General features: G+C 65.0%; 19 protein-coding genes and 1 pseudogene. 11 read left to right on the forward strand and 9 right to left on the reverse strand.

Annotated elements, in window-relative coordinates; genetic code table 11:
- Positions 1 to 204 precede the first annotated feature (204 nt).
- On the forward strand, positions 205 to 1,140 hold the full coding sequence (locus GGD61_RS28275; protein WP_183231674.1) for a DMT family transporter: 936 nt from the start codon (positions 205 to 207) through the stop codon (positions 1,138 to 1,140).
- Between the two features lie 97 nt (positions 1,141 to 1,237).
- Positions 1,238 to 2,215 carry a tripartite tricarboxylate transporter substrate binding protein gene (locus GGD61_RS28280; RefSeq protein ID WP_183231675.1) on the forward strand — a complete coding sequence of 326 codons (978 nt, stop codon included), beginning with the start codon at positions 1,238 to 1,240 and terminating at the stop codon, positions 2,213 to 2,215.
- A gap of 154 nt (positions 2,216 to 2,369) precedes the next feature.
- Here GGD61_RS28280 and GGD61_RS28285 read toward each other — a convergent pair whose 3' ends face one another.
- Complete coding sequence (locus GGD61_RS28285) at positions 2,370 to 4,055, reverse strand: methyl-accepting chemotaxis protein (protein ID WP_092254936.1); 1,686 nt, start codon at positions 4,053 to 4,055, stop codon at positions 2,370 to 2,372.
- 258 nt (positions 4,056 to 4,313) lie between these two features.
- Here GGD61_RS28285 and GGD61_RS28290 point away from each other — a divergent pair, with 258 nt between their 5' ends.
- From GGD61_RS28290 to GGD61_RS28310, 5 genes are all read left to right on the forward strand, one after another.
- On the forward strand, positions 4,314 to 5,357 hold the full coding sequence (locus tag GGD61_RS28290; RefSeq protein ID WP_092254852.1) for a C-terminal binding protein: 1,044 nt from the start codon (positions 4,314 to 4,316) through the stop codon (positions 5,355 to 5,357).
- Between the two features lie 84 nt (positions 5,358 to 5,441).
- Entirely contained in the window at positions 5,442 to 6,788 is a 1,347-nt protein-coding gene (locus GGD61_RS28295; RefSeq protein ID WP_092254849.1) for an ABC transporter substrate-binding protein, read from the forward strand.
- Positions 6,789 to 6,928: 140 nt separating this feature from the next.
- Entirely contained in the window at positions 6,929 to 7,885 is a 957-nt protein-coding gene (locus tag GGD61_RS28300; protein WP_092254846.1) for a carbohydrate ABC transporter permease, read from the forward strand.
- Positions 7,878 to 8,780, forward strand: a complete 903-nt coding sequence (locus GGD61_RS28305) for a carbohydrate ABC transporter permease (RefSeq protein ID WP_092254843.1) — start codon at positions 7,878 to 7,880, stop codon at positions 8,778 to 8,780. The genes GGD61_RS28300 and GGD61_RS28305 overlap by 8 nt, the downstream gene beginning before the upstream one ends.
- 85 nt (positions 8,781 to 8,865) lie before the next feature.
- Positions 8,866 to 10,221 (forward strand): esterase-like activity of phytase family protein, encoded by a 1,356-nt coding sequence (locus GGD61_RS28310; protein ID WP_092254840.1) that lies wholly within the window; start codon positions 8,866 to 8,868, stop codon positions 10,219 to 10,221.
- A gap of 52 nt (positions 10,222 to 10,273) precedes the next feature.
- On the opposite strand, the gene GGD61_RS28315 is transcribed toward GGD61_RS28310, so the two are convergent.
- The 6 genes from GGD61_RS28315 to GGD61_RS28340 form a co-directional block, all read right to left on the reverse strand.
- Complete coding sequence (locus GGD61_RS28315) at positions 10,274 to 11,101, reverse strand: energy transducer TonB (protein WP_092254837.1); 828 nt, start codon at positions 11,099 to 11,101, stop codon at positions 10,274 to 10,276.
- Positions 11,101 to 11,547, reverse strand: coding sequence for a TonB system transport protein ExbD (gene exbD / locus GGD61_RS28320; RefSeq protein WP_018317853.1), 447 nt, complete (start codon positions 11,545 to 11,547; stop codon positions 11,101 to 11,103). Before exbD ends, GGD61_RS28315 begins: the two co-directional genes overlap by 1 nt.
- Positions 11,548 to 11,551: 4 nt before the next feature.
- Complete coding sequence (gene exbB / locus GGD61_RS28325) at positions 11,552 to 12,322, reverse strand: tonB-system energizer ExbB (protein WP_092254834.1); 771 nt, start codon at positions 12,320 to 12,322, stop codon at positions 11,552 to 11,554.
- Between the two features lie 26 nt (positions 12,323 to 12,348).
- Positions 12,349 to 12,864: a heme utilization cystosolic carrier protein HutX gene (gene hutX / locus GGD61_RS28330; protein ID WP_092254933.1), complete on the reverse strand. Its 516-nt coding sequence runs from the start codon at positions 12,862 to 12,864 to the stop codon at positions 12,349 to 12,351.
- A gap of 24 nt (positions 12,865 to 12,888) precedes the next feature.
- Entirely contained in the window at positions 12,889 to 13,221 is a 333-nt protein-coding gene (locus tag GGD61_RS28335; RefSeq protein ID WP_092254831.1) for an antibiotic biosynthesis monooxygenase, read from the reverse strand.
- 94 nt (positions 13,222 to 13,315) lie between these two features.
- On the reverse strand, positions 13,316 to 15,667 hold the full coding sequence (locus GGD61_RS28340) for a TonB-dependent hemoglobin/transferrin/lactoferrin family receptor (protein ID WP_183231676.1): 2,352 nt from the start codon (positions 15,665 to 15,667) through the stop codon (positions 13,316 to 13,318).
- A gap of 264 nt (positions 15,668 to 15,931) precedes the next feature.
- Between GGD61_RS28340 and GGD61_RS40755 the strand changes: the two genes are divergently transcribed.
- Genes GGD61_RS40755 through GGD61_RS28360 form a run of 4 tightly spaced genes read left to right on the forward strand, consistent with a single transcriptional unit; the run spans position 15,932 to position 18,986 of the window.
- Entirely contained in the window at positions 15,932 to 16,138 is a 207-nt protein-coding gene (locus GGD61_RS40755; RefSeq protein ID WP_026201916.1) for a hemin uptake protein HemP, read from the forward strand.
- 6 nt (positions 16,139 to 16,144) lie between these two features.
- Entirely contained in the window at positions 16,145 to 17,098 is a 954-nt protein-coding gene (locus tag GGD61_RS28350; RefSeq protein WP_183231677.1) for a hemin ABC transporter substrate-binding protein, read from the forward strand.
- The gene (locus GGD61_RS28355; protein ID WP_092254822.1) at positions 17,095 to 18,186 is read left to right on the forward strand and encodes an iron ABC transporter permease; all 1,092 of its coding nucleotides are present in this window, start codon (positions 17,095 to 17,097) and stop codon (positions 18,184 to 18,186) included. The genes GGD61_RS28350 and GGD61_RS28355 overlap by 4 nt, the downstream gene beginning before the upstream one ends.
- Positions 18,183 to 18,986, forward strand: coding sequence for a heme ABC transporter ATP-binding protein (locus tag GGD61_RS28360; protein ID WP_092254819.1), 804 nt, complete (start codon positions 18,183 to 18,185; stop codon positions 18,984 to 18,986). Before GGD61_RS28355 ends, GGD61_RS28360 begins: the two co-directional genes overlap by 4 nt.
- A 56-nt stretch (positions 18,987 to 19,042) precedes the next feature.
- On the opposite strand, the pseudogene GGD61_RS28365 reads toward GGD61_RS28360, so the two are convergent.
- Together GGD61_RS28365 and GGD61_RS28370 are read right to left on the reverse strand one after the other, a co-directional pair.
- A pseudogene (locus tag GGD61_RS28365) lies at positions 19,043 to 20,717 on the reverse strand (mucoidy inhibitor MuiA family protein).
- Between the two features lie 180 nt (positions 20,718 to 20,897).
- Positions 20,898 to 21,503: a response regulator transcription factor gene (locus tag GGD61_RS28370; RefSeq protein WP_092254816.1), complete on the reverse strand. Its 606-nt coding sequence runs from the start codon at positions 21,501 to 21,503 to the stop codon at positions 20,898 to 20,900.
- Positions 21,504 to 21,658: the final 155 nt, after the last annotated feature.

Raw genomic sequence — 21,658 nt, forward strand, 5'->3', positions numbered from 1 at the left:
ACTCGCGGAAAGAGACCCCTCACCCGTCTCGCCGCTTCGCGGCGAGCCACCCTCCCCCACAGGGGGAGAGGGGGAGACGCGCGCCAGCGATGTTCAACATATTAACCGCCAAAGGCGCTCCTCAGGGTTTGCCTGCATTGTAGCATTGCGGCCGCGTGGCTTGTGCGGCGACGGCAATCCGGCGCAAGCTTTCGTCCAACGCCAATGACGATTGCTCCGCCCGCGCCAAAGACCGCCAATCCGGCCAGTTGGCTCAACAACCAGCCTTATCTGTTGCTCAGCCTGAGCTCGCTGTTCTGGGCCGGCAACATCGTGCTGGCGCGTCATGTCGGCGCGCATGTGCCGCCGCTGACGGTGACCACGATCCGCTGGTTCGGCGTTTTCCTGATCCTGTTGCCGTTCGCCTGGCCGCATCTGAAGCGCGACTGGCCCGACTTGCGCAACAGCCTGCCGCTGATGCTGTTCCTGTCGCTGGTGGGCTTCGCCTTCAACAACGCGATCTCGTACTGGGCGATGCAATACACGGAGGCGCTGAACGCGCTGCTGATCCAGTCGGCAGGTCCCCTGTTCGTGGCGCTGTGGTCGCTGGTGCTGTTCGGCGTGCGGCTGACGGGTGGGCAATTCGCCGGCATCGCGATCTCGCTTCTCGGCGTGCTGATCATCATTCTGCGCGGCGATCTCGCCGCGCTCGCGAGCATCAGCTTCAACAGGGGCGACATCATGTTCGCCTCCTCGCTGGTGGCGTTCGGGATCTACTCGGCCTTCATCCCGCGCCGGCCCAAGATCCACCAGCTGTCCTTCCTGTCCTTCACCACCTGCTGCGGCGCGACGATGCTGCTGCCGACCGCGATCTGGGAGGCGGCAAGCGGCCGCGTGCTGCAATTCGACGGAACGACGCTGGCGACGCTGGGCTACATCCTGATCTTTCCCTCGACGCTGGCCTATCTCTTCTTCAACCGCGGCGTCGCGCTGATCGGCCCGAATCGGGCCGCGCCGTTCTTCCATCTGGTGCCGGTGTTCGGCTCGGCGATGGCGATCCTGCTGCTCGGCGAAAAGCTGCAGCCGTTCCACCTGATCGGCTACGCGCTGGTGCTCGCCGGCGTCGTGATCGCCTCACGCCAGGGCTCCGCGGTGAAGTAATTCCGCGACGCGGAGACAAGGCGACAAACTCGCGCCTTCCGATTTCGACGAGGAGGCGCTAGGTTCCCCGCCAACCAAAAAGAGGGAACGTTCAAACATGCTTTCAGGGCTGATTCGAAACCTGCGTGCCGCCGGAGCGGCCGCATTGTGCCTCGCCGCCGCATCCACGGCCCAGGCCGACAATTATCCGAGCCGCAACATCACGCTGGTTTTGCCGTTCGCGGCCGGCAGCGGCACTGACACGACGACACGGCTGATCTCGCAGCATCTGTCGCAGGCGCTCGGCGTCGGCATCGTGATCGAGAACAAGGCGGGCGCCAACGGCATGCTCGCCGCAAGCTATGTCGCGAAGGCCGCCCCCGACGGCTACACGCTGCTGGCGACGACCAACACCACGCATTCCGCCAATCCCTATCTGCTCAAGAACCTCACCTACGATCCGGTCAAGGACTTCACGCCGATCGCGCGCACCGGCGACCTGCCCTTCATGCTGGTCGTCAATCCGGAAGTGCCGGCCAAGACCGTCGGCGAGCTGGTCGCCTACGGCAAGGCCAATCCGGGCAAGCTGAGCTACGCCTCGGGATCGTCCTCCGCGATCGTCTCGGGTGCGACCTTTGCGCACAATGCCGGGCTCGATCTGCTGCATGTGCCCTACAAGAGCTCGCCGCCGGCGCTCAACGACGTCATGGGCGGCCGCGTCTCGATGATGTTCGTCGACATCCTGACCGGCCTTCCCCACGTCAACGGCAACGCGCTGCGCGCGCTTGCCGTCACCACCAAGGACCGCTCGCCGCTGGTGCCGAATCTGCCCTCGATGCAGGAGGCCGGCGTGCCTGATTTCGACATCTCGTCCTGGCAGGGCTATTTCGGCCCCGCCGGCATGCCGAAGGAGATCGTGACCCGGCTCAACGCCGAGATCCGGAAGATCGTCGAGAAGCCGGAGATCAAGGCCCAGCTCGCCACGCTCGGCATGGACGCGTTCTCGGGCACGCCGGAGCAGCTCGGCACGTTCGTGAACGAACAACTCGTGCTGTGGGAGAAGCTGATCACGAACGCGAAGATCGAGAAGCAGTAGGACGGTCTCGTGTCCCGGACGCGGCGCTGAGCCGGGACACGGCTCTCGTAGGGTGGGCAAAGCGAAGCGTGCCCACGAGTGTCAGCGAACTAAAAAGAAAGGTGGGCACGGCGCTTGCGCGCCTTTGCCCACCCTACGAATTCAGTGCAAGAATCTACGCCGCGCGCACCTTGGCGAGGAAGCCGTCGACGGCGCTGCGCAGCGCGCCGGACTGATTGTCCAGCTCGCGGGCGTTGGAGAGCACGTCGGCGGCCGCGGTGCCGGTCGCTTCCGCTGCGGAGGTGACGCTGCCGATATGGGCGTTGATCTCGCTGGAGCCGGCCGCGACCGACTGGATGTTGCGGGCGATCTCGCGGGTCGCCTCGCCCTGCTGCTCGATCGAGGCGGAAATGCCGGCGGTGATCTCGCTCATCTCGGCGATAGTCTGGGTGATGCCGGAGATGGCCGTGACCGCGTCGCTGGTCGAGGTCTGCATCGCCGCGACCTGCGCGGAGATCTCCTCGGTCGCCTTGGCGGTCTGGTTGGCGAGCGCCTTGACCTCGGAGGCGACGACCGCGAATCCGCGGCCGGATTCACCGGCGCGTGCCGCCTCGATGGTGGCGTTGAGCGCGAGCAGATTGGTCTGCGCGGCGATCGAATGGATCAGCTTGACGACTTCGCCGATCTTCTCGGCGCCGGTCGAAAGCACCTGCACGGTGGCGTTGGTACGCTCGGCGTCGCTGACGGCGCGGCTGGCGACTTCGGTCGAGCGCGTGACCTGGCGGGAGATTTCCGCAACCGAGCTCGACAGCTCTTCGGCGGCCGCCGCGACGGTGCCGACATTGCCGGAGGCTTTTTGCGAGGCAGCGCCGACCGTCGCCGCGCGCGAGGAGGCGTCGCTGGCGGTCGCGGTCATCGACTGCGCCGTCGTCTGCATGCCGGCCGCGGCCGAGGAGACCGAGCGGACGATGCCGTTGACGCTGCGTTCGAAGTCGCTGGCGATGCCCTCCATCGCGCTGCGACGTTCGGCCGCGACGCGCTCCTTGGCATCGGCTTCGGTCCTTTCGAGGTCGCGGATGCGGACCGCGTTGTCCTTGAAGATCTGGACGGTGGAGGCCATCGCGCCGACCTCGTCGCCGCGGCCAACGCCGGGTATGTCGCCCTCGAGCTTGCCGTCGGCGAGATCCTTCATGCGGGCGCCGAGCAGCGCCAGCGGGCGGCTGATGCCGCGGCCGATCAGCCAGGCAACGCTGCCGGCGACAACGAAAATGCCGAGCATGGCAAAGCCGAGCAGCCAATAGACCGGGCCCATCTTGGCGTCGATGTCGTCGAGATAAGCGCCGGTGCCGAGATACATGTCGAAGCCGGGCACCGCCACCGCGTAGCCGATCTTGCGGATCGGCGTCGGCTGACCGGGCTTCATATATTCATAATGCAGCAGGATCGAACCGTTGGCCTTGACGCCGTCCATCAGCTCGACGGACAGCTTGCGGCCGTTGGTCACGACATCCATGCGATTGGTGCCGATCTGCTTGGGATCCGGCGCGAGCTGCGTGATGCCTTCGTACGATGTACCGAACAGATAGCCCGCGCCGTTGTCGTAGGTCATCGAATTGCCGTAGCGGCGAAGCTCGGCCATGGCCGCGTCCTTCGTCAGCTCGCCGGCGTCGACGCGCTTCTTCAGAGCGCCCGCATAGTTGCGTGCCAGCTCGACGATCGCCTTGGCCTGATCGATGCGCGCATTCACCATCTCGCGCTTCATCAGATAGCCGGCGAGGACGCCGGAGATGCACAGGCCGAACAAGGTGACGCCGACAAGGATGCCGAGCTTCGGGGCGATCTTCAGATTGCTCAACTTCACGATTAGCTCCGGCAATAATGGGATATGGGCGCGCGACAGATCGATCGAAATCGAAACAACTTTTAGGGAGAGAGCCTTAGCAAGTTACTTACGTGCCTCCGTAGAAGCCCGGACGCAGCCGCAAAAAGCGGCAATTTATCCCCGCACCGGCAACCGACGATTGTACGCGACCGCTCCGATTTCGCGTAAAAGACGCAAAGGCCCGCCCGCGGAGGCGGGTCACAACAAGAACCGACAAACCAAATCGGGAGCGAGAAAATGCCGAAATACAGGGTGGTGACGCCGAAGGGCGCGAGCTTCACGGTCGCGGGCAGCGACTATTCCTTTGAGCGCGAGGCGCTCGATCCGATCGACGCCGAGATCATCGAGGCTCCCGCCGACGAGGCCGGCTTCATCGCCGCAGCAAAGACCGCGGACGCCATCTATGCCAAGGGCATCCCGATCACCAAGACCATCATCGACAGCTTGCAGACCTGCAAGGTCATCACGCTCGGCTCAGTCGGCGTCGACAGCGTCGACGTCAAGGCTGCCACCGCGCGCGGCATTCCCGTCACCAACATTCCGGACACCTTCATCGAAGAGGTCGCCGATCACGCCATGATGCTGCTGCTCGCCGGCTTCCGCCGCCTGATCGAGCAGGACCGCATGGTGCGTGACGGCCGCTGGGCGGAGGGCCGGCCAGCGCTGCTCAAGGTCCCGAGGCTGATGGGCCAGACGCTCGGCTTCGTCTCGTTCGGCCGCGTCGCGCGTGCAGTTGCGAAACGCGCGGCGCCGTTCGGCCTGCGCATGATGGCCTACGATCCCTTCATCCAGGAAACGCTGATGTACGACCACGGCGTGATCCCGGCGACGCTGAACGAGGTGCTGTCGCAATCCGACTTCGTCTCGATGCATGCCCCGGCAAGGCCCGAGGTGCATCACATGCTGACCGAGAAGCACTTTCGGCAGATGAAGAAGGGTTCGATCTTCATCAATACCGGGCGCGGCGCAACCGTGGACGAGGAGAGCCTGATCAAGGCGCTGCAGGAGGGCTGGATCGCGCACGCCGCGCTCGACGTGCTGGAGAAGGAACCGCCCTCGCACAACAATCCCCTGCTCGGCATGGAGAACGTGACGCTGACCGCCCACGTCGCCTCGGCCTCGGCACGGTTTGACGAGGCACGCAAGCGCCGCGTGGGCTACGAATTGTCACTGGTGCTTCAGGGCATGTGGCCGGTAAGCTGCGTCAATCCGTCGGTGCTGCAAGACACCACGCTCCGCCGCTGGCAACCCGTCAGCATGGATCGCGGGCCGAACAGCTAGGCGGCCGGCGCCCGAGGCGCCAACGACCGAACGGCCCTTCACCGGCGATCAACGCCGGGAAGGGAACATCATAGGGAGGTACTGATGAGGAACGACATCACACGTCGTGATGCCTTGGCGCTGGGCCTATCCGCTGCAACGCTCGCGGCCACCGGTGCTGCAGCGCAAACAACATCATCGACAATCAAGGCCGCCGACGTGGCGGCACCCAAGCTCGAGATCGAGAAGGGCGCATCGCTGCGCATGCTGCGCCCGGTGCGCTTCGTCCAGGCCGACGAGGACGTGTTCCGTGCCAATGCAGCAAAGTTCACCAAGGAGACCGGCGTCGAGGTCAAGGTCGATTTCGTCGGCTGGGAGGACATCAACCAGCAGACCGCGGTGACCTCGAACTCCGGCGCCGGCCCCGACATCATCATCGGCTTCTCCGACGCCCCCCACATCTACGTCGACAAGCTGATCGAGCTGACCGACGTCGCCGATTATGTCGGCAAGCGCTATGGCGGCTGGCTGCCGCTTGCGCAGCGCTACGGCAAGAAGAACAAGAGCGACGCCTGGATCGGCCTGCCGTTCGGTGCAACTGCGGGGCCCCTGATCTACCGCAAGTCGATCCTGCAATCGGTCGGCTTCGACAAGGTGCCGGAAGACCATGCCGGAATCATCGACCTGTGCCAGAAGCTGCACAAGGCCGGCAAGCCGGCCGGCTTCGCGCTCGGCAACGCCAAGGGCGATGGCAACGGCTTCGCCAATTGGTCGCTGTGGTCGCACAATGCTTCCCTGCTCGACGAGGAAGGCAATGTCGTCATCAACAGCAAGGAGACCATCGCGGCGCTGAACTGGGTCAAGCAGGTCTACCCGACCTTCATCGCCGGCACGCCGTCGTGGAACGACGTCAGCAACAACCGCGCCTATTCCTCGCAGGAGATCTCCCTGACCGCCAACGGCGTCTCGCTGTACTTCTCGCTCAAGAACGACCCGGCGACCAAGGCGATCGCCGAGGACAGCGAGCATCAGCTGCTGCCCAAGGGCCTGGCCAAGGTCTCTCCGATGGCGGGCCTGACCCTCAATGCCATGGTGTTCAAGCACAGCCCGTACCCCAACGCCGCAAAGGCCTTCCTGCAATACATGCTGGAAAAGGACCAGTACGAGCCCTGGCTCAACGCCAACTCCGGCTACTGGTCGCAGCCGCTCGCCGCCTATGCCGAGGCCGCGGTGTGGTCGCAGGATCCCAAGGTGAAGCTGTTCAAGGACACGATGAACAGCACTTACTATGACGGCTACAAGGGCCCGATCTCGACGGCGACCGGAGCCGTCAGCGCCGACTACGTGCTCATTCAGATGTGCGCGTCCGTTGCGACCGGTGCGGCCACGCCAGAGGCCGCCGCCGCGGAAGCCGAGCAGCGCTGCAAGCGGTATTTCCGGCGGCAGCGGTAACGCGCGACGATAGAACCGTCGTCATTGCGAGGAGCACTTGCGACGAAGCAATCCAGACTGCAGCCGTGGCGACAGACTGGATTGCTTCGCTTCGCTCGCAATGACGATGTAGTGACGTTCAACGATAGGACAACACATTAATGTCCGTGACGACAGTCTCCTCTCCCGCACTTGCCCAGCGGCAACCGAACTGGCTGGTGCGGCTGTTCGACTACAAGCCGTTCCTGATCGTGATGTGCCTGGCGCCCGCGATCGGGCTGCTCTCGGTGTTCCTGACCTACCCGCTCGGCCTCGGCATCTGGCTCGCCTTCACTGACACCACGATCGGCCGTCGCGGCGTCTTCGTGGGCCTGGAGAATTTCCAGTATCTGCTCACCGATCCCCTGTGGTGGAACGCAGTGTTCTACAGCGTGGTCTATACGGGCATCGCCACCTTCGGGAAGTTCGCGCTCGGCTTCTGGCTCGCGCTGCTGCTCAACAACCATTTTCCGTTCAAGAGCATCCTGCGTGCGATCATCCTCTTGCCCTGGATCGTCCCGACCGTGCTCTCGGCGCTGGCGTTCTGGTGGATCTACGATCCGCAATTCTCGATCATCTCCTATTTGCTGGTCGACGTGCTGCACTGGCGGTCGGGCAATGTCGACTTCCTCGGCTCGCCCTGGCCGGCGCGCTTCTCGCTGATCGCCGCCAACATCTGGCGCGGCATTCCCTTCGTCGCGATCTCGCTGCTGGCGGGTCTGCAGACCATCTCACCCTCGCTCTACGAGGCCGCGATGCTCGACGGCGCCAGCGCCTGGCAGCGTTTCCGCTACATCACCTTCCCGATGATGATGCCGATCCTCGCCATCGTCATGACATTCTCGATCATCTTCACCTTCACCGACTTCCAGCTGGTCTACGCCATCACCCGCGGCGGACCCGTCAACTCGACCCATCTGCTGGCGACGCTGGCGTTTCAGCGCGGCATCGCCGGCGGCGAGCTCGGCGAAGGTGCGGCGATCGCGGTGTCGATGATCCCGTTCCTGATATTCGCGACGCTGTTCTCCTATTTCGGCCTGGCGCGCCGCAAATGGCAGCAGGGAGAGGCCAATGACTGACACCGTCGCGCAAAGCTCCGCCGTCGCCGACGCGAAAGCGGCACCCGACACCATGGCCTGGGATTCCGGGCTGCGGCGGCTGATGATGATCTATCTGCCGCTCGGCTGCTTCGTGCTGATCCTGCTGTTCCCATTTTACTGGATGGCGATCACCTCGTTCAAGCCGAACGCGGAGCTGATGAACTACAAGGATCACAATCCGTTCTGGATCTCCTCGCCGACGCTTGCCCACATCAAGCATCTGCTGTTCGACACTGCCTATCCGCGCTGGCTCAAGACGACGATGCTGGTGGCGATCGGCTCGACCACGCTGTCCCTGATCGCGAGCACGCTTGCCGCCTATGCAATCGAGCGCTTGCGCTTCCGCGGCAGTCCTTATGTGGGCCTTGGCATTTATCTCGCCTATCTCGTGCCGCCGTCGATCCTGTTCATTCCGCTCGCCACCGTCGTGGTGCAGTTCGGCCTGTTCGACTCGCCGCTGGCGCTGGTCCTGGTCTATCCGACCTTCCTGGTGCCGTTCTGCACCTGGCTGCTGATCGGCTACTTCAAGTCGATCCCCTATGAGCTCGAGGAATGCGCGCTGGTGGACGGCGCAACACGCCTCCAGATCCTGCGGCGGATCACGCTGCCGCTGGCGGTGCCTGGGCTGATCTCGGCCGGCATCTTCTCCTTCACGCTGTCCTGGAACGAGTTCATCTACGCGCTCGCCTTTATCCAGAGCGGCGCCAACAAGACCGTGCCGGTTGCGATCCTGACCGAGCTCGTCACCGGCGACGTCTATCAGTGGGGTGCGCTGATGGCTGGCTCGCTGCTGGGATCGCTACCGGTCGCGATCTTCTACTCGCTGTTCGTGGACTACTACGTGTCCTCGCTGACCGGCGCGGTAAAGGAGTAGATCGCGGCTGCGGCGTTTGGCCCGGTTTCACAAAACTGCAACACGCTGACAGCATAAGGCGTGCGTCCGCCAACAGGAGACGCACATGCGCGCGACTTTTTTCAGCACCGTCGCAACGATCATTCTCGCCGCGAGCCCAGCGCTCGCGCAGAGCGAAGGTGAATTCCCCGCCAAGCTCGCCGGCCACGTGGTGATGCCGGCCGCAACGTTCATCGACGCCCCCGCCGACGCCCCCGCCGATCTCAAGACTTCGGGGAAATACACCACCGGCAAGCGGGTCGACGCGCTCGGCACCGTGATGGGCAAGTCCTATGAGCGCGCGACCGGCGTGTCGCTGCCGTTCAAGGGCCAGCCGCTGCAGGGCCATTCCGGCATCAAGACCATGCCCGATGGCAGCTTCTGGGTCATCACCGACAACGGCATGGGCGCGCGCGCCAACTCGCCGGATTCGATGCTGTATTTGAACCGCTACAAGATGGATTGGGCGAGCGGCAAGATCGATCGTCAGGAGACGATCTTCCTGCACGACCCCGACAAAAAGGTCCCGTTCCGCATCGTGCACGAGGACACCGAGAGGCGCTATCTCACCGGCTCCGACTTCGACACCGAAGGCTTCCAGATCATCGGCGATACCTTCTGGATCGGCGACGAGTTCGGCCCCTACATCCTGAAGGCCGACAAGTCAGGCAAGATCCTGGCCGTGTTCGATACGGTTGCCGACGGCAAGCCGGTGCGGTCGCCGGACAATTGGGCCGTGGCAACGCCGGGCGCGCCGGGCGCAACCTACACCAACGTCAACCTCCGCCGCTCCAAGGGCTATGAGGGCTTTGCGTCCTCCAAGGACGGCAAATTCCTCTACGGCCTGCTCGAGGGACCGCTGTGGGATGCTGAGAAAAAGGACTGGGAGAAGGTCGACGGCAAGGAAGCCTCCCGCATCCTCGAATTCGACGTCGCCGCGGAAAAATTCACCGGCCGCTACTGGCAGTATGTGTTCGAGCAGAACGGCAACGCCATCGGCGATTTCAACATGATCGATCAGGCCTCCGGCCTCATCATCGAGCGCGACAACGGCGAAGGCACCGCCGACAAGGCCTGCCCGCAAGGCACCCGCGGCGAGACCTGTTTTCCGGATCTCGCCAAGTTCAAGCGCATCTACAAGATCGAGCTCACCGAAGCCAATGTCGGCAAGCCCGTGCGCAAGATCGGCTATATCGACCTGATGAAGATCAGGGATCCCGACAAGAAGGCGAGGAAGCCGCTCAACGACGGCGTCTACACCTTCCCGTTCTTCACCATCGAGAACGTCGATCGCGTCGACGACACCCACATCATCGTCGGCAACGACAACAATCTGCCGTTCTCCTCCAGCCGCGATCCCAACAAGGCCGACGACGACGAGTTCATGCTGCTCGAAGTCGCGGACTTCCTGAAGGCGAAATAGGCTGACGCTATGCTCCTCTCCCGCTTCGCGCGGGGGAGGAGTTCGTCGCAAATCAATTACCAAACGCGACGCCCACGTTGATGGGAATCGTCGCATAATTGATTTCGGACGGCACCGGCGGGAATGGCTGGGCCTGACGCACCATGGCCATGGCCTGGGCATCGAGCACCGCCACACCCGAAGAGCCCCCGAGGCGGCTGGACAGCACCTGACCGCCACGGCCGAGCGTGAAGCTCAGCTTGACCACGCCCCTCTGACCATTCGCACTCGTCGGATACTGGTGGAAGCGCATGAGGTGCGCGCGCACGCGCTGATAATAGGTTGCCATCGCCGAAGCAACTGAGCCGGCACTCACGGCGGATGCCAGCGGAGCCTGGCGCTCGGCACGTGGCGGCGCGCTGGTGCGCGGCGCGGGCGGCGCATCCGACGGCTTCCGAGCATCGGGACGTACCACCCGAGGCTTTGCCGGTGCCGGCTTCTCCACGGGCGCGACTTGCACCGGCTCGGGCTTCGGCGGAGCCGGCTCCAGCTTCTGCTCCGGCGGCGCAACCACGTCCGGCTTTTCCTGCGGCGGCGTCGGCGCGATCGTCTCTTCAACGGCCTGCTGCTGCATCGGCTCCGGCGGCGACGCATCCGCCTGCTCCATCACGGGGCCCGGCGCGATATCGAGCGGTGTCGACGGCGGCGCCGATGTCTCCGGCGTCATGTCGATGAGGATCGCCGGCATGTTGACACCTTGCTCGGGCTGCGACCTGATCCAATTCATCGCCAGCAGTGCGGCGGCGATGTGCAACGCCACGATCACCGCCGCCGATGCGCCCCAGCGCGCGGTCTCGCGCTCTCGAAGCGGCTCATGCAGGGCAAAGGCGTTTGCGGCCATCAGTTGCGTCCGTCGAGGCCGACGAGGGCGACCTTGAGGTAGCCGGCGTTACGCAGGGTGTTCATCACCTCCATCAGGTCGCCGTAGGAGACGGCCTTGTCGGCGCGCAGGTAAATGCGCTCGTCCTTACGGCCTTTGATGACGGCATCGAGGGCGGCGGCGAGACCGTCGCGGGCCATCGTGTCCTCGCCAACGGCAATTGTGAGATCCGGCTTCACCGTCACGAAGGTCGGCTTGTCCGGCCGCGGCGCCGGCTCGGCTGCGGTCGCGGGCAGCTCGACACCGATATCGACGGTGGCGAGTGGGGCTGCCACCATGAAGATGATCAGCAGCACCAGCATCACGTCGATGAACGGCGTGACGTTGATCTCGTTGACGACGTCGAGATCATCCGGGTCACCGCGCTTGAGCGGAGATCCCCCGCGCGCGCCGAGCTTCGCAGCCATGAGCCTACTCCGCCGCCCGCGCCAGGCGGAACTCCCTGTGGTCGCGCTGACGGCTGACCAGCAGCATCAGCTGCGCCGAGGCATCGCCGAGCAGCGCGCGGTAATTGGCGATACCGCGGACCAGATGATTGTAGATCACCACCGCCGGGATCGCCGCGACGAGGCCGAGCGCGGTGGCGAGCAGCGCCTCCGCGATGCCCGGCGCGACCACCGCGAGGCTGGTGGTGTGGCTCTCGGAGATGCCGATGAAGGCGTTCATGATGCCCCAGACGGTACCGAACAGGCCGACGAAAGGCGCAGTGGCGCCGATGGTCGCGAGCACGCCGGTGCCGCGCGCGATCTGTCTGGACATTGCCGCCTCCACCCGCTCGAGCCGCAGCGCCACCCGCTCCTGGAGGCCGTCGTCGAGGATGCCGCCGGAGAGCTCGGCTTCCCTGGCGCAGGACTGGATCAGCTGGGCGACGGCGTCGCGCGCGTCACCGGCCCGTGACGATATCTCGGCCAGCGTCATGTTGCCTTCGAGCGCGCGCGTCCGCCGCAAGGCGAGTGCACCCTTGCGACGCAGCTCGATGGTCTTGGCGAGCCACACCGTCCATGTCACCAGCGAGGCGACGGCGAGCCCGATCATCACCGTCTTCACGATGATGTCGGCGCTGACGAACATGCCCCAGGGCGACAGATTGCGCGGTAACAGGGCTTCGTCGATCGCGAAGGCCGGTGTCGGCGCCAGCGCGATTGCAACGACCATTTGCCGAAGCCTGGACTTGCCTTGCATCCTGATCTCCCGACAACAAAAGAAAGCTACGCAGCCGGCTGCGCCGCGATCCGGGCCGCGAGCTGCCGGAACCGCGCCAGCTGATCAGCCCGCAGCGCCCTTGTCTCGTCGCGACCGACGAAGACCTTGAACATGATGCCGCCGTCGGCGTTCACGAACGCGACGAAGGCCGACGACTTGCCCATGAACGGGCGCTCGACGAAGGCGACGCCCGCGCAGCGCTCGTGGCGAAGATGGCCGTGCAGACCCTTCGGCTGCATCAGGTTGAAGTAGCCGCGGCCGATCTCGCCCGCGGGAATGGCGCCCGTGAACTCGAATATCGCGTCATCGGTGTGCACGATCAGCGTGACCTCGCCCCACTCCGCGATGTCCTGCATGGCGGCGGCAAAATGCGCGCCGCCGCCAATATGCACCATGGAGGATGGCAGCGCCTCGATCACGCTGCGCGGGGTGACCTTGCGCTGGCGCGCAACGTCCTCGATCACCGCGCTCGGATTGTCGGCCATATGGGCCCTGAGATCGGCAAGATCGGTGCTCAACATGTCCGGCTCCTCTGCCATTGCAATCTAGGCGGCCGCGGCCTTGCGCTCGCTCTGGATCACCTCAAAGCCTTCGAACTTGGGATGGCCGAGATACAGGCTCTCGCCGGTCGAGTTGTCGGCGCGGGCATGGGCACGACGAAACTGGTCCGAGCGCGTCCAGGCCTCGAACGCCGCCTTGTCGACCCAGGTGGTGTGCGACGAATAGAGCGTGTGGTCGTCGGCCTCAGGGCCCTTCAGCAGGTGAAACTCGACGAAGCCCGGCACGCTGCCAAGATAGGATTCACGGGTGGCCCAGACGGTTTCGAACGCGGTCTCCGCGCCCTTCTTCACCTGGAAACGATTCATGGCGATGAACATCAAAGTCTCTCCTTCTGATCAAAACGAAACACGCCGAAGCCGCGCTGGAGCATCAGCGCGGCCCGGCGGAGATGTGGTGCTGCGAAGCTGGCGGCTACGCACCTCCAAAATGAATCTTCATGCCGGCCTTGTAGACCCTGCCCGGTCCCGGGGCTGACCACAGCACGTCGTTCTGCGACGTGCCGTCGGTCGAGCTGCCGGGAATGGCGTAAGGCCGGTAGTACTGGTTCAAGAGATTGTCGATCGAAGCCGTGAACACGATGTCCCTGGTCGCATTGTAGGTCATGTACAAATTGACCAGCTCGTAGCCGGTCGCAGGCAGATAGCCGACGGGTACATCGTTGTTGGCACCAAACGAGGCCCATTGCGCCGACAGGATCAGGGTGCGATCGAGCAGGCGGACGCCACCGGTCGTGACGACCTTGCGCGGGGTGATGGTCGCGAGCCCGACATTGGTGACAGCGTTCTTGCCCTGGATGTAATGACCGGCGACACCGATGAACCAGCTGCCGGCATCGTACATCGTCTCCGCCTCGAAACCCTGGATGCGGGCATTGGCGATGTTCTGGTACTGGTAGAACTGGCTGAAAGAGCCGAACGGTGGCACCGCGACCCGCGCCGAGGCGACGAGGTCGATGTAATCGCTGACATCGTTGCGGAACAGATTGATCTTGCCGCGGAACGAGTCATTGGCGCTGAAGATGTTATCGTACTTCAGATTGAAGCCGACCTCCTTGTTCTTGCCGACCTCAGGACGGAGGTTCGGGTTGGGCAGGAAGCAGAACAGGCCAACAGTGCCGTCAGGACAGGGGAAGAAGGCCGGTCCGCCACCGGTTGCGTGCGCGCCGGAGATCACCGTCTCGGTGATCGATGGGGCGCGATAGCCTTCGGCGTAGCTGACATAAGGCTGGAAGCCCGGGACCGGCGTCACACCGAGGGTGATCTTGGGCGAGAAGCGATCGCCACTCGCATTGGTACCGCCGGACTGCAGATTGTAACGGTCATAGCGGATCGCGCTCACCGCCTCGAACCAGGTGTTGTAGTTCTGTTTCAGTTGAATGAAGCCGCCCGACACGGTGCGGATACCGCCCGGCGTGGTGATGTTGGAATTGCCGCGGCTGTCGGTCGTGATGACGTCGTCCTGGAATGCGTCGACGCCGTAGGTCACGGCATTGCGCCAGTCGCCGACGTTGAAGCGCGTGGTGTTGTTGGCGTCGAAGCCAAACGTATCGAGGACATAGCCGCGCTTGTCGCCGACACAGCCGGAGATGTTGTTGCCGACATTGCCGGCGCCGCAATAGGCCGCGCCGGATGTCGAGTAGTGATAGGTCTTGGTCTGGTCGTTGTCGGTGCGATTGCCGTAGACCGATATGTGCGAGTCGAACAGATTGTCGCTCGGCAGCGAATAGTTCCAGGTCACCGTTCCGGTGTAGTTCTTGGTGTCGGACGCATAGACCGACGAGCCCTGATACAGCGCGCGCTGCGCCGCCGTCGCGACCGGGCCGCGGTTGAACTGGCCGACATCGTACTGGTAGTCCTGAAAGACGGCGCCGAACTTGACCTCGTGGCCGATCGCGGGCCGCACCGTGAGCTTCATCAGCCCGGCCTCGACCTGGTTGCCGGTGTTGCCGATCTCGGTGCCGTTGCCGTCCTTGTAATTGCCTTGGGTGCGATAGACCGCGCCGCCGAAGATATCGACGTCGGGCGTGGCGCGCACGCCGCCGAAGACCGAGCCGAGGCCGCGATTGTTGTTAAAGCCGTAGGAGCCGGAGAGATCGACGCCCCAGCGCTCGCCAGGACGTAGCACGTCGTCGATGTCCTTGGTGCGGAACGAGACCAGGCCGCCGATTGCGCCGGAGCCGTAGATGTTGGCGGTCGGACCGCGCACGACGTCGACACCGCCGATCAATTCGGGATCGAGGAAGAAGGAGCCGTTGGCGTTGTGGCCGGTGCGCTGGTAATTCTGCCGCGCGCCGTCGACGACCACGGCGACGCGGCCGAAATCCTGCAGGCCGCGGATGTTGATGACGGTCGCGGGATCGTCGCCGCGTTCCTGGAACGACACGCCGGGTACGGCATAGAAGATGCCCGACAGCCGGTTCGGCTGAAGACCCTGGATCTGGTCGAGCGAAATGGAGCTGACCGGCGCGAGCGCATCGATCGCGCGCTCCTTGGTTTTCGTTGCAGCGACCGTGATGGTGTCGAGCGTCTGAACCGGCGCGGTGCCGCCGGCCTGGGCTCGGGCGTTGAGGACCTCCGGCGCTGCCTGTTGCGCGACCAGCGGCTTGGTCGGCTTGCGCCTGGCTTGCCTCGGCCGTTCCGTCGACGCACTTTCGGCCTGCGGCGCGGCGGTCTGCGCAAGACCGCTCTCCGTCGTCATTGCCGCAAATGAAACCACCGACGCGCCCAAAATCAAGGCGCGCGAATACCTAGCCCCGTCAGCCATATCAGCCCCAGCCTGCACTTCACTCTATTTTTTCAGGTCGTTTGGCTGGCGTGCGTTCGCAACGCGAACGACTGGCTGGCTGATTTTCTCGAGACGCGGGCAAGTCACCCCGCCGCCATAATTGGTTACGTGGCAACACTCTGACGGTCAATGACATCAGCTTGCAGTTTATATCGATTGTAAATTGCGGCCGTTGGAATGCGCTTCGTGCCGCTTATACAAACAAGCAGCACTCCAGAGTTTCGAAAGCGCATCACACCCAACATGTCGGCAACATCAGGAGACAGCAGCGGCGACGCGGCGGGGTCGGCAGGAAGCCCTTCTGCGACAACGCGAACCCTCACCATGCGTGGGAGCCGGATCGACAGTCGCGAGCTGTTTGCGGTCGAGCGCGAGATCATCATCGCGCACGGCGAGGACAGCTATCGGCTTCGCCTGACCTCGCAGAACAAGCTGATCCTGACGAAGTAACCTGTAATGACATTTTGTCGCACCCTCGCAAGCCTCCTGCTCTCCAGCACGATCGCGCTCGCCTCTGCCGCGCACGCCGCCGGCATCACCGTGCATGACGCGCGCAATCGCGACGTCGCCGTGACCGACTTCGCGCGCACGGTCTCGATCGGCGGCGCCATCACAGAGATCATCTATGCGCTCGGGCTCGAGAACCGGCTGGTCGGCGTCGACACCACCAGCCTTTATCCAGCGGCGGCGCTGCAAGACAAACCCAATGTCGGCTACATGCGCCAGATCTCCGCCGAAGGCGTGTTGGGTCTCAATCCCACCCTGATCCTGGCGATTCAGGGCTCGGGCCCGCACGCGACCATGGAGATCCTGGAAACGGCGAAAGTGCCGTTGGTGCTGGTGCCCGACACCTTCTCCGAGGACGGACTGATCGAGAAGATAAGACTGGTCGGCCACGCCATGGGTGTCGACGCACGCGCCGCGTGCCTGAGCGCCGCGGTCGGCGCCGATTTTGCCCAGCTGCGCGCCCTGCGCGCCAAGGTGACCAAGCCGGTGCGCGTGATATTCGTGATGTCGCTCCAGAACGGGCGCGCCATGGTCGCCGGCCACAAGACCGCGGCCAACGAGATCATCCAGCTCGCCGGCGCCGCGAATGCCGTCGACGATTTCGACGGCTACAAGATCATCGGTGACGAGGCGATCGCGGCGGCAAGTCCCGACGTGGTGCTGTCGATCGAGCGCGGCAAGGACTCGCTGCAGGCCGACGCGATCTATGCCCATCCCGGCTTCGCCCTGACGCCGGTCGTGGCCAACAAGAGCCTCATCACCATGGACGGGCTCTATTTGCTCGGCTTCGGGCCACGGACGGCGGCGGCGGCGCGCGACCTTTCGGTGAAACTCTATCCGGGATTGGCCGAACCGGGCGCTGCCTTCACCTCGGCGCTGTCGGCGGCGAATTGCCGGCAATGAGCGTGGCGATCGGCATGGAAGCGCGCGGCACGGAACGACGCGCCAACGCGCGGCGGCGGTCCGCATCGCTCGCAATTCCTCTCTTGATCGCATTGCTCGCGGTCGCCGCGATCGTGGCGCTGAGCTTCGGCGCCGCCGGCATTCCCCTCTCCCGCCTGCCTGCTGCACTGGGGCTATCAGGCGAAAGCACGGCCATGACGGCCCGCGACCAGCTCGTGCTGTGGTCGATCCGCGTCCCCCGGATCGCGGCGGCGGCGATGGTCGGCGGCCTGCTCGCGGCCGCCGGCGCGATCATGCAAGGGCTGTTTCGCAATCCGCTCGCCGATCCCGCGCTGGTCGGTGTCTCTAGCGGCGGCGCGCTCGCAGCCGCAAGTGCGATCGTCTTCACCGATTCGCGCTTCGGCGAGACGCTGCGCTTCCTCCAGACCGAGCTCCTGCCGCTCGCGGCATTCGCGGGATCGCTGGCCACGACCGCGATCCTCTACGGCATCTCGAGCCGCTCGGGACGCACCTCGATCGCGGTCTTCCTGCTGGCCGGCGTCGCCATCACCGCCATCGCCAATGCCGGCATCGGGCTGCTGGTGTTCGTCGCCGACGACCGCCAGCTCCGCGACATCACGTTCTGGCTGCTGGGCTCGATGAGCGGGGCGACCTGGACCAAGGCCGCCATGCTGGCGCCCATCCTCATCATCGGGCTTGGCGCCTGTGCCTTCATCGCGCGCGGCCTCGATCTTCTGGTGCTCGGCGAGGCCGACGCCTTTCACGGCGGCGTCGACGTCGAGCGTCTCAAGCGAATCTCGATCGTCATGGTCTCCGCCATGACCGGCGTCGCGGTGTCGATCAGCGGCGTCATCGGCTTCGTCGGCATCGTCGTGCCGCATCTGCTCCGTCTCGTCATTGGACCTGCGCATCGACTGCTGCTGCCGGCCTCGGTCCTGCTCGGCGCGATCCTGATGGTCGGCGCCGACACGCTGGCGCGCACCATCGTGGCGCCGGCGGAGATGCCGATCGGCATCCTGACCGCAGCGGTCGGCGCGCCGGTCTTCCTCTTCATCCTGCTGCGGCAGCGCGGGCTCGCCTCGCTATGAGCGCCGTGATCGAGGCGCGCGGCTTGAGCAAGCGCGCCGGCCGCGCGACGCTGCTCGATGGCGTCGACCTGACGGTTGCGGCCGGAGAGATGGTCGCGATCATCGGCCCGAACGGTGCCGGCAAGTCGACGCTGCTGCGGTTGCTCTCCGGCGATCTCCGCCCGAACGAGGGTGCGGTGCGCCTGAAACAGCGTGACATCGGCAGCTTTAGGCCGCGCGAGCTTGCCGCGCGCCGCGCGATGCTGTCGCAGCACATCAACGTCACCTTCCCCTTCACCGTCGAGGAGATCGTGCTGATGGGCGCGGGCGAGCGCAGCGCGCGTGAAGCAGGCGCGCTCGCCGACGCGGCCCTCGACGAGGTTGGGCTCGCCCATTTCCGCGAACGGCAACTGCCGACTCTATCAGGCGGCGAACAGCAGCGCGCCCATTTCGCCCGCGTGCTGGTGCAGCTCGCCTGCGGCGAAGCCGAGCACGGCCCGGGCCTCCTGCTGCTGGACGAGCCGACCTCGAGCCTGGATCTGCGCCACCAGATCGACCTCGTCGAAGCCGCCCGCCGCCGTGCGGCCGGCGGCACGGCCGTGATCGCGATCCTGCACGACCTCAATCTCGCGATCCGCTTCGCCGACCGGCTGGCCGTGCTGGCTGGCGGCAGGCTCGCCGCAGATGGCTCGCGCGCGGATGTCGTCACCCGCGAAACCATCCGCGAGATCTTCGAGATCGATGCCGTTGTCCATCAAGGCGACGACGGCGTGCCTTACGTGCTTCCGCAGTCGATGCAGGCGGCGCCGCCGCCACGATGAAGGTGCGCTCCCTCCCCCGCAAGGAGAGGAAGCGCATCTCGTTTGGGGCGAACAGCCTACCCCGCCGGGACGATCACCATGCTCTTGTCCTTCGGCCAGCGGATGCGCCAGGCGAAGTTGATATCCTTGACTTCGCCCGGCTTGGCGTCGAACGACCATTCCAGCACGCCGCGGCGGTCACGGATGTTGCTGGCGGTCGGCGGCGTGGTCGCGGGCAGCATTTCGACGACGATGTCCTCGCTCTCGCTGACCGGCAACTGATCCTCGATCGCAACCTTGATCGGGAAATCATGACCGTTGCGGATGGTGGTCTTGAACGTGCGCTCGTCGGTCTTCGACGTCGTGACCAGGAGACCGGCCGAGCCCTCATTGCGCTTGAGCACCGCGCGCTCGATTCTCACCTTGTCGTCGGCGCCGAAGCCGAGGCGGACGATGTCGTCCTTGGCGGAAGCGGAAAGCTTGCCGCGACCGACAAAGACGCCGTCGCGGTAGATCGCGACCTTGCCCGGCAGCAGCGTCGTGTCATCGGTCTGCTTGAAGCTGGCTTCGAGGAAGGCGGTCGGGTCCAGCACCGGTGCGGCGCGGACCGCGAGGTCGGCGGGCACCGTCATCGCTGCAATCCGCAGGCTCTTGGCGCCCTCGGCGGCGCCGAGGCTGACGCGGCCGGGAATTTTGAACGTCGCCTGGAAGTCCCCGATCTCGGCAATTGCCTGCTGCTCGTCGGCACGTTCGCGCGGCTCGGCCGCTTCCGCAATCTTGGCCATCGCTGGCGATTGCATCTGTCGCAGAACCGGCGCGGGCCGCGCCAGATCGGAGACCGAACCTGCTGCCAGCGGCTTCGGCACCTGTGGATATTGCGCGACCAGCGAATGCAGCTCCGGCGCAATGCCGCCGCGGCTGATGCGGGTCGTGGAGACGCCGAGCGTCACGTTGGACCAATCCTCGCCGGTCGATTGCGTGATCTCGGCGCGGCGGATCAGCTCGAGCTGCGGCTTGCGATCCTTGGCGCCGGTGTCGAGCCGAGCGTCATAGAGCGGCATCCAGCGCGCATTGCGCACGGCGTAAGTCACGCGCAGCGTCGCCTTCGTCGCAGCAGTCGCGGCAACGTCCATGCGAACCTCGAGCTTGCTCGGCGGCTTGGCCTTGCGCTCGACCTCGAGTTGGGCGATCTGCCGGTCGATTTCCCGCGTCTTGCGCGTGGCATCGCGGATGACGGTGTCGGCGCTCGCAATTTCTTCGCCGACCGCAGCAAAGGCCGCGCGCCATTCGGCGATCGGCCGCGCCTCACCCTTGTCGCCGATCCCCGCGGGAGAGGTTTCCGCAAAGTGCTCCGCAAACTTGCGCCGCGCATTCGCCGAGTCGATCGCGCCCTGCAAATCGGCGCGCTGATCGTTCAAGGCCTCGATGCGCTTTTCCAGCTCGGGCAGATTGACCGGCGCGGCGCGAGGCGCCCGCGCATCGATCGTGCCGATGGTGAGCTTTGCGCCGCCCTCACCCTCGACCCGGATGGAGGAGGCATCGAGACCAAGCGGGAAATCCTTGGCGACCAGGGTCGAATCCCCGGACGGCAGGTCGACCGTGATGACGCGGGTGACGGTGGCGCCATCGGGGTACCGTGACCGTATCGATCGCCGATGTAGCGTCCAAATCGGCGGCCCATGATGGCGAGGCCGCAGCCATGGTGACCAGAACCAGGCTTGTCGTTGCCAAATATCTTGCGGTGATGCGCATGAAGTCCCTCCTGCCGTATCGCCGCGCCGCCAGCCGGACGCGCGCGATCAAATGCCTCGCCAACATGGTTGGACGCGGCAGGGAAGGAACTGGTTCGATTGGGGTTTCCGTGGGGCGCCGCGGCGGCGGCACCAAGGCTGCGGAACGTATCGCCCGCGGCAGGCCTCAGGCCTGGGTGGGCTACCCCTGGCCGAAGATGCGGCGGAGCAGATCGGTCACGTTCTTGGCCCCGGCCTTCTTCAGGACGCCGGCGCGATAGCCCTCGACGGTCCGTGCGCTCAGATGCATGCGCCGGGCGATCTCCTTGTTGGTCAGGCCGGCCGCGAGGTGCTCGAGCACGTCGCCCTCACGCTCGGTCAAGGGCTCGCAGCCGGGCAGCCAGCGCTGCCGGCTCGTGCCGGGCTGCGCGAATTCGTCGATGGCGGCATCGATCCGGCCGATGATGTCGTGGGTGCGGAAAGGCTTTTCGATGAAGTCGGTCGCGCCGCTCTTGATGGCGTCGACCGCCATGGCGATGCTGCCATTCGCCGAGGTCACCAGCACAGGCGCCATGCAATTTTCCTCGCGCAGGCGCCTGAGCATGTCGAGGCCGGAGCGATCGGGTGGCAGCTCCATCAGCACGCAGGCCGGCATGCGTGCCTTTGCTTCGGACAGGAGTGAGGCACCGTCAGCGAAGCAGATCACGTCATAGGCGCTCTGTTGGAGCGCGGTCGAAAGTTGTTCGCGGGAGGCAGCGTCGGTGTCGATGACGAATACCTCGCCCTTGGAAAGCATGTTCCCCGGCATAATCCCGATCCAGCAATGTCTTGGTCAAATGGGTCCGAGACGGAAAGCGGGCCGCATCGCCCTGCCGCGTCGTCGTGAGCACAGCATTCACGCCAGTGCTTCGGTTTCCCCTATGTATGTTCCGGCCGGTTCCTGGATTTGACGGATCGAGACAG

Origin of the sequence: Bradyrhizobium sp. SBR1B, assembly GCF_014198205.1 — a bacterium.
In the GTDB taxonomy this organism is placed as follows: Bacteria; Pseudomonadota; Alphaproteobacteria; order Rhizobiales; family Xanthobacteraceae; genus Bradyrhizobium.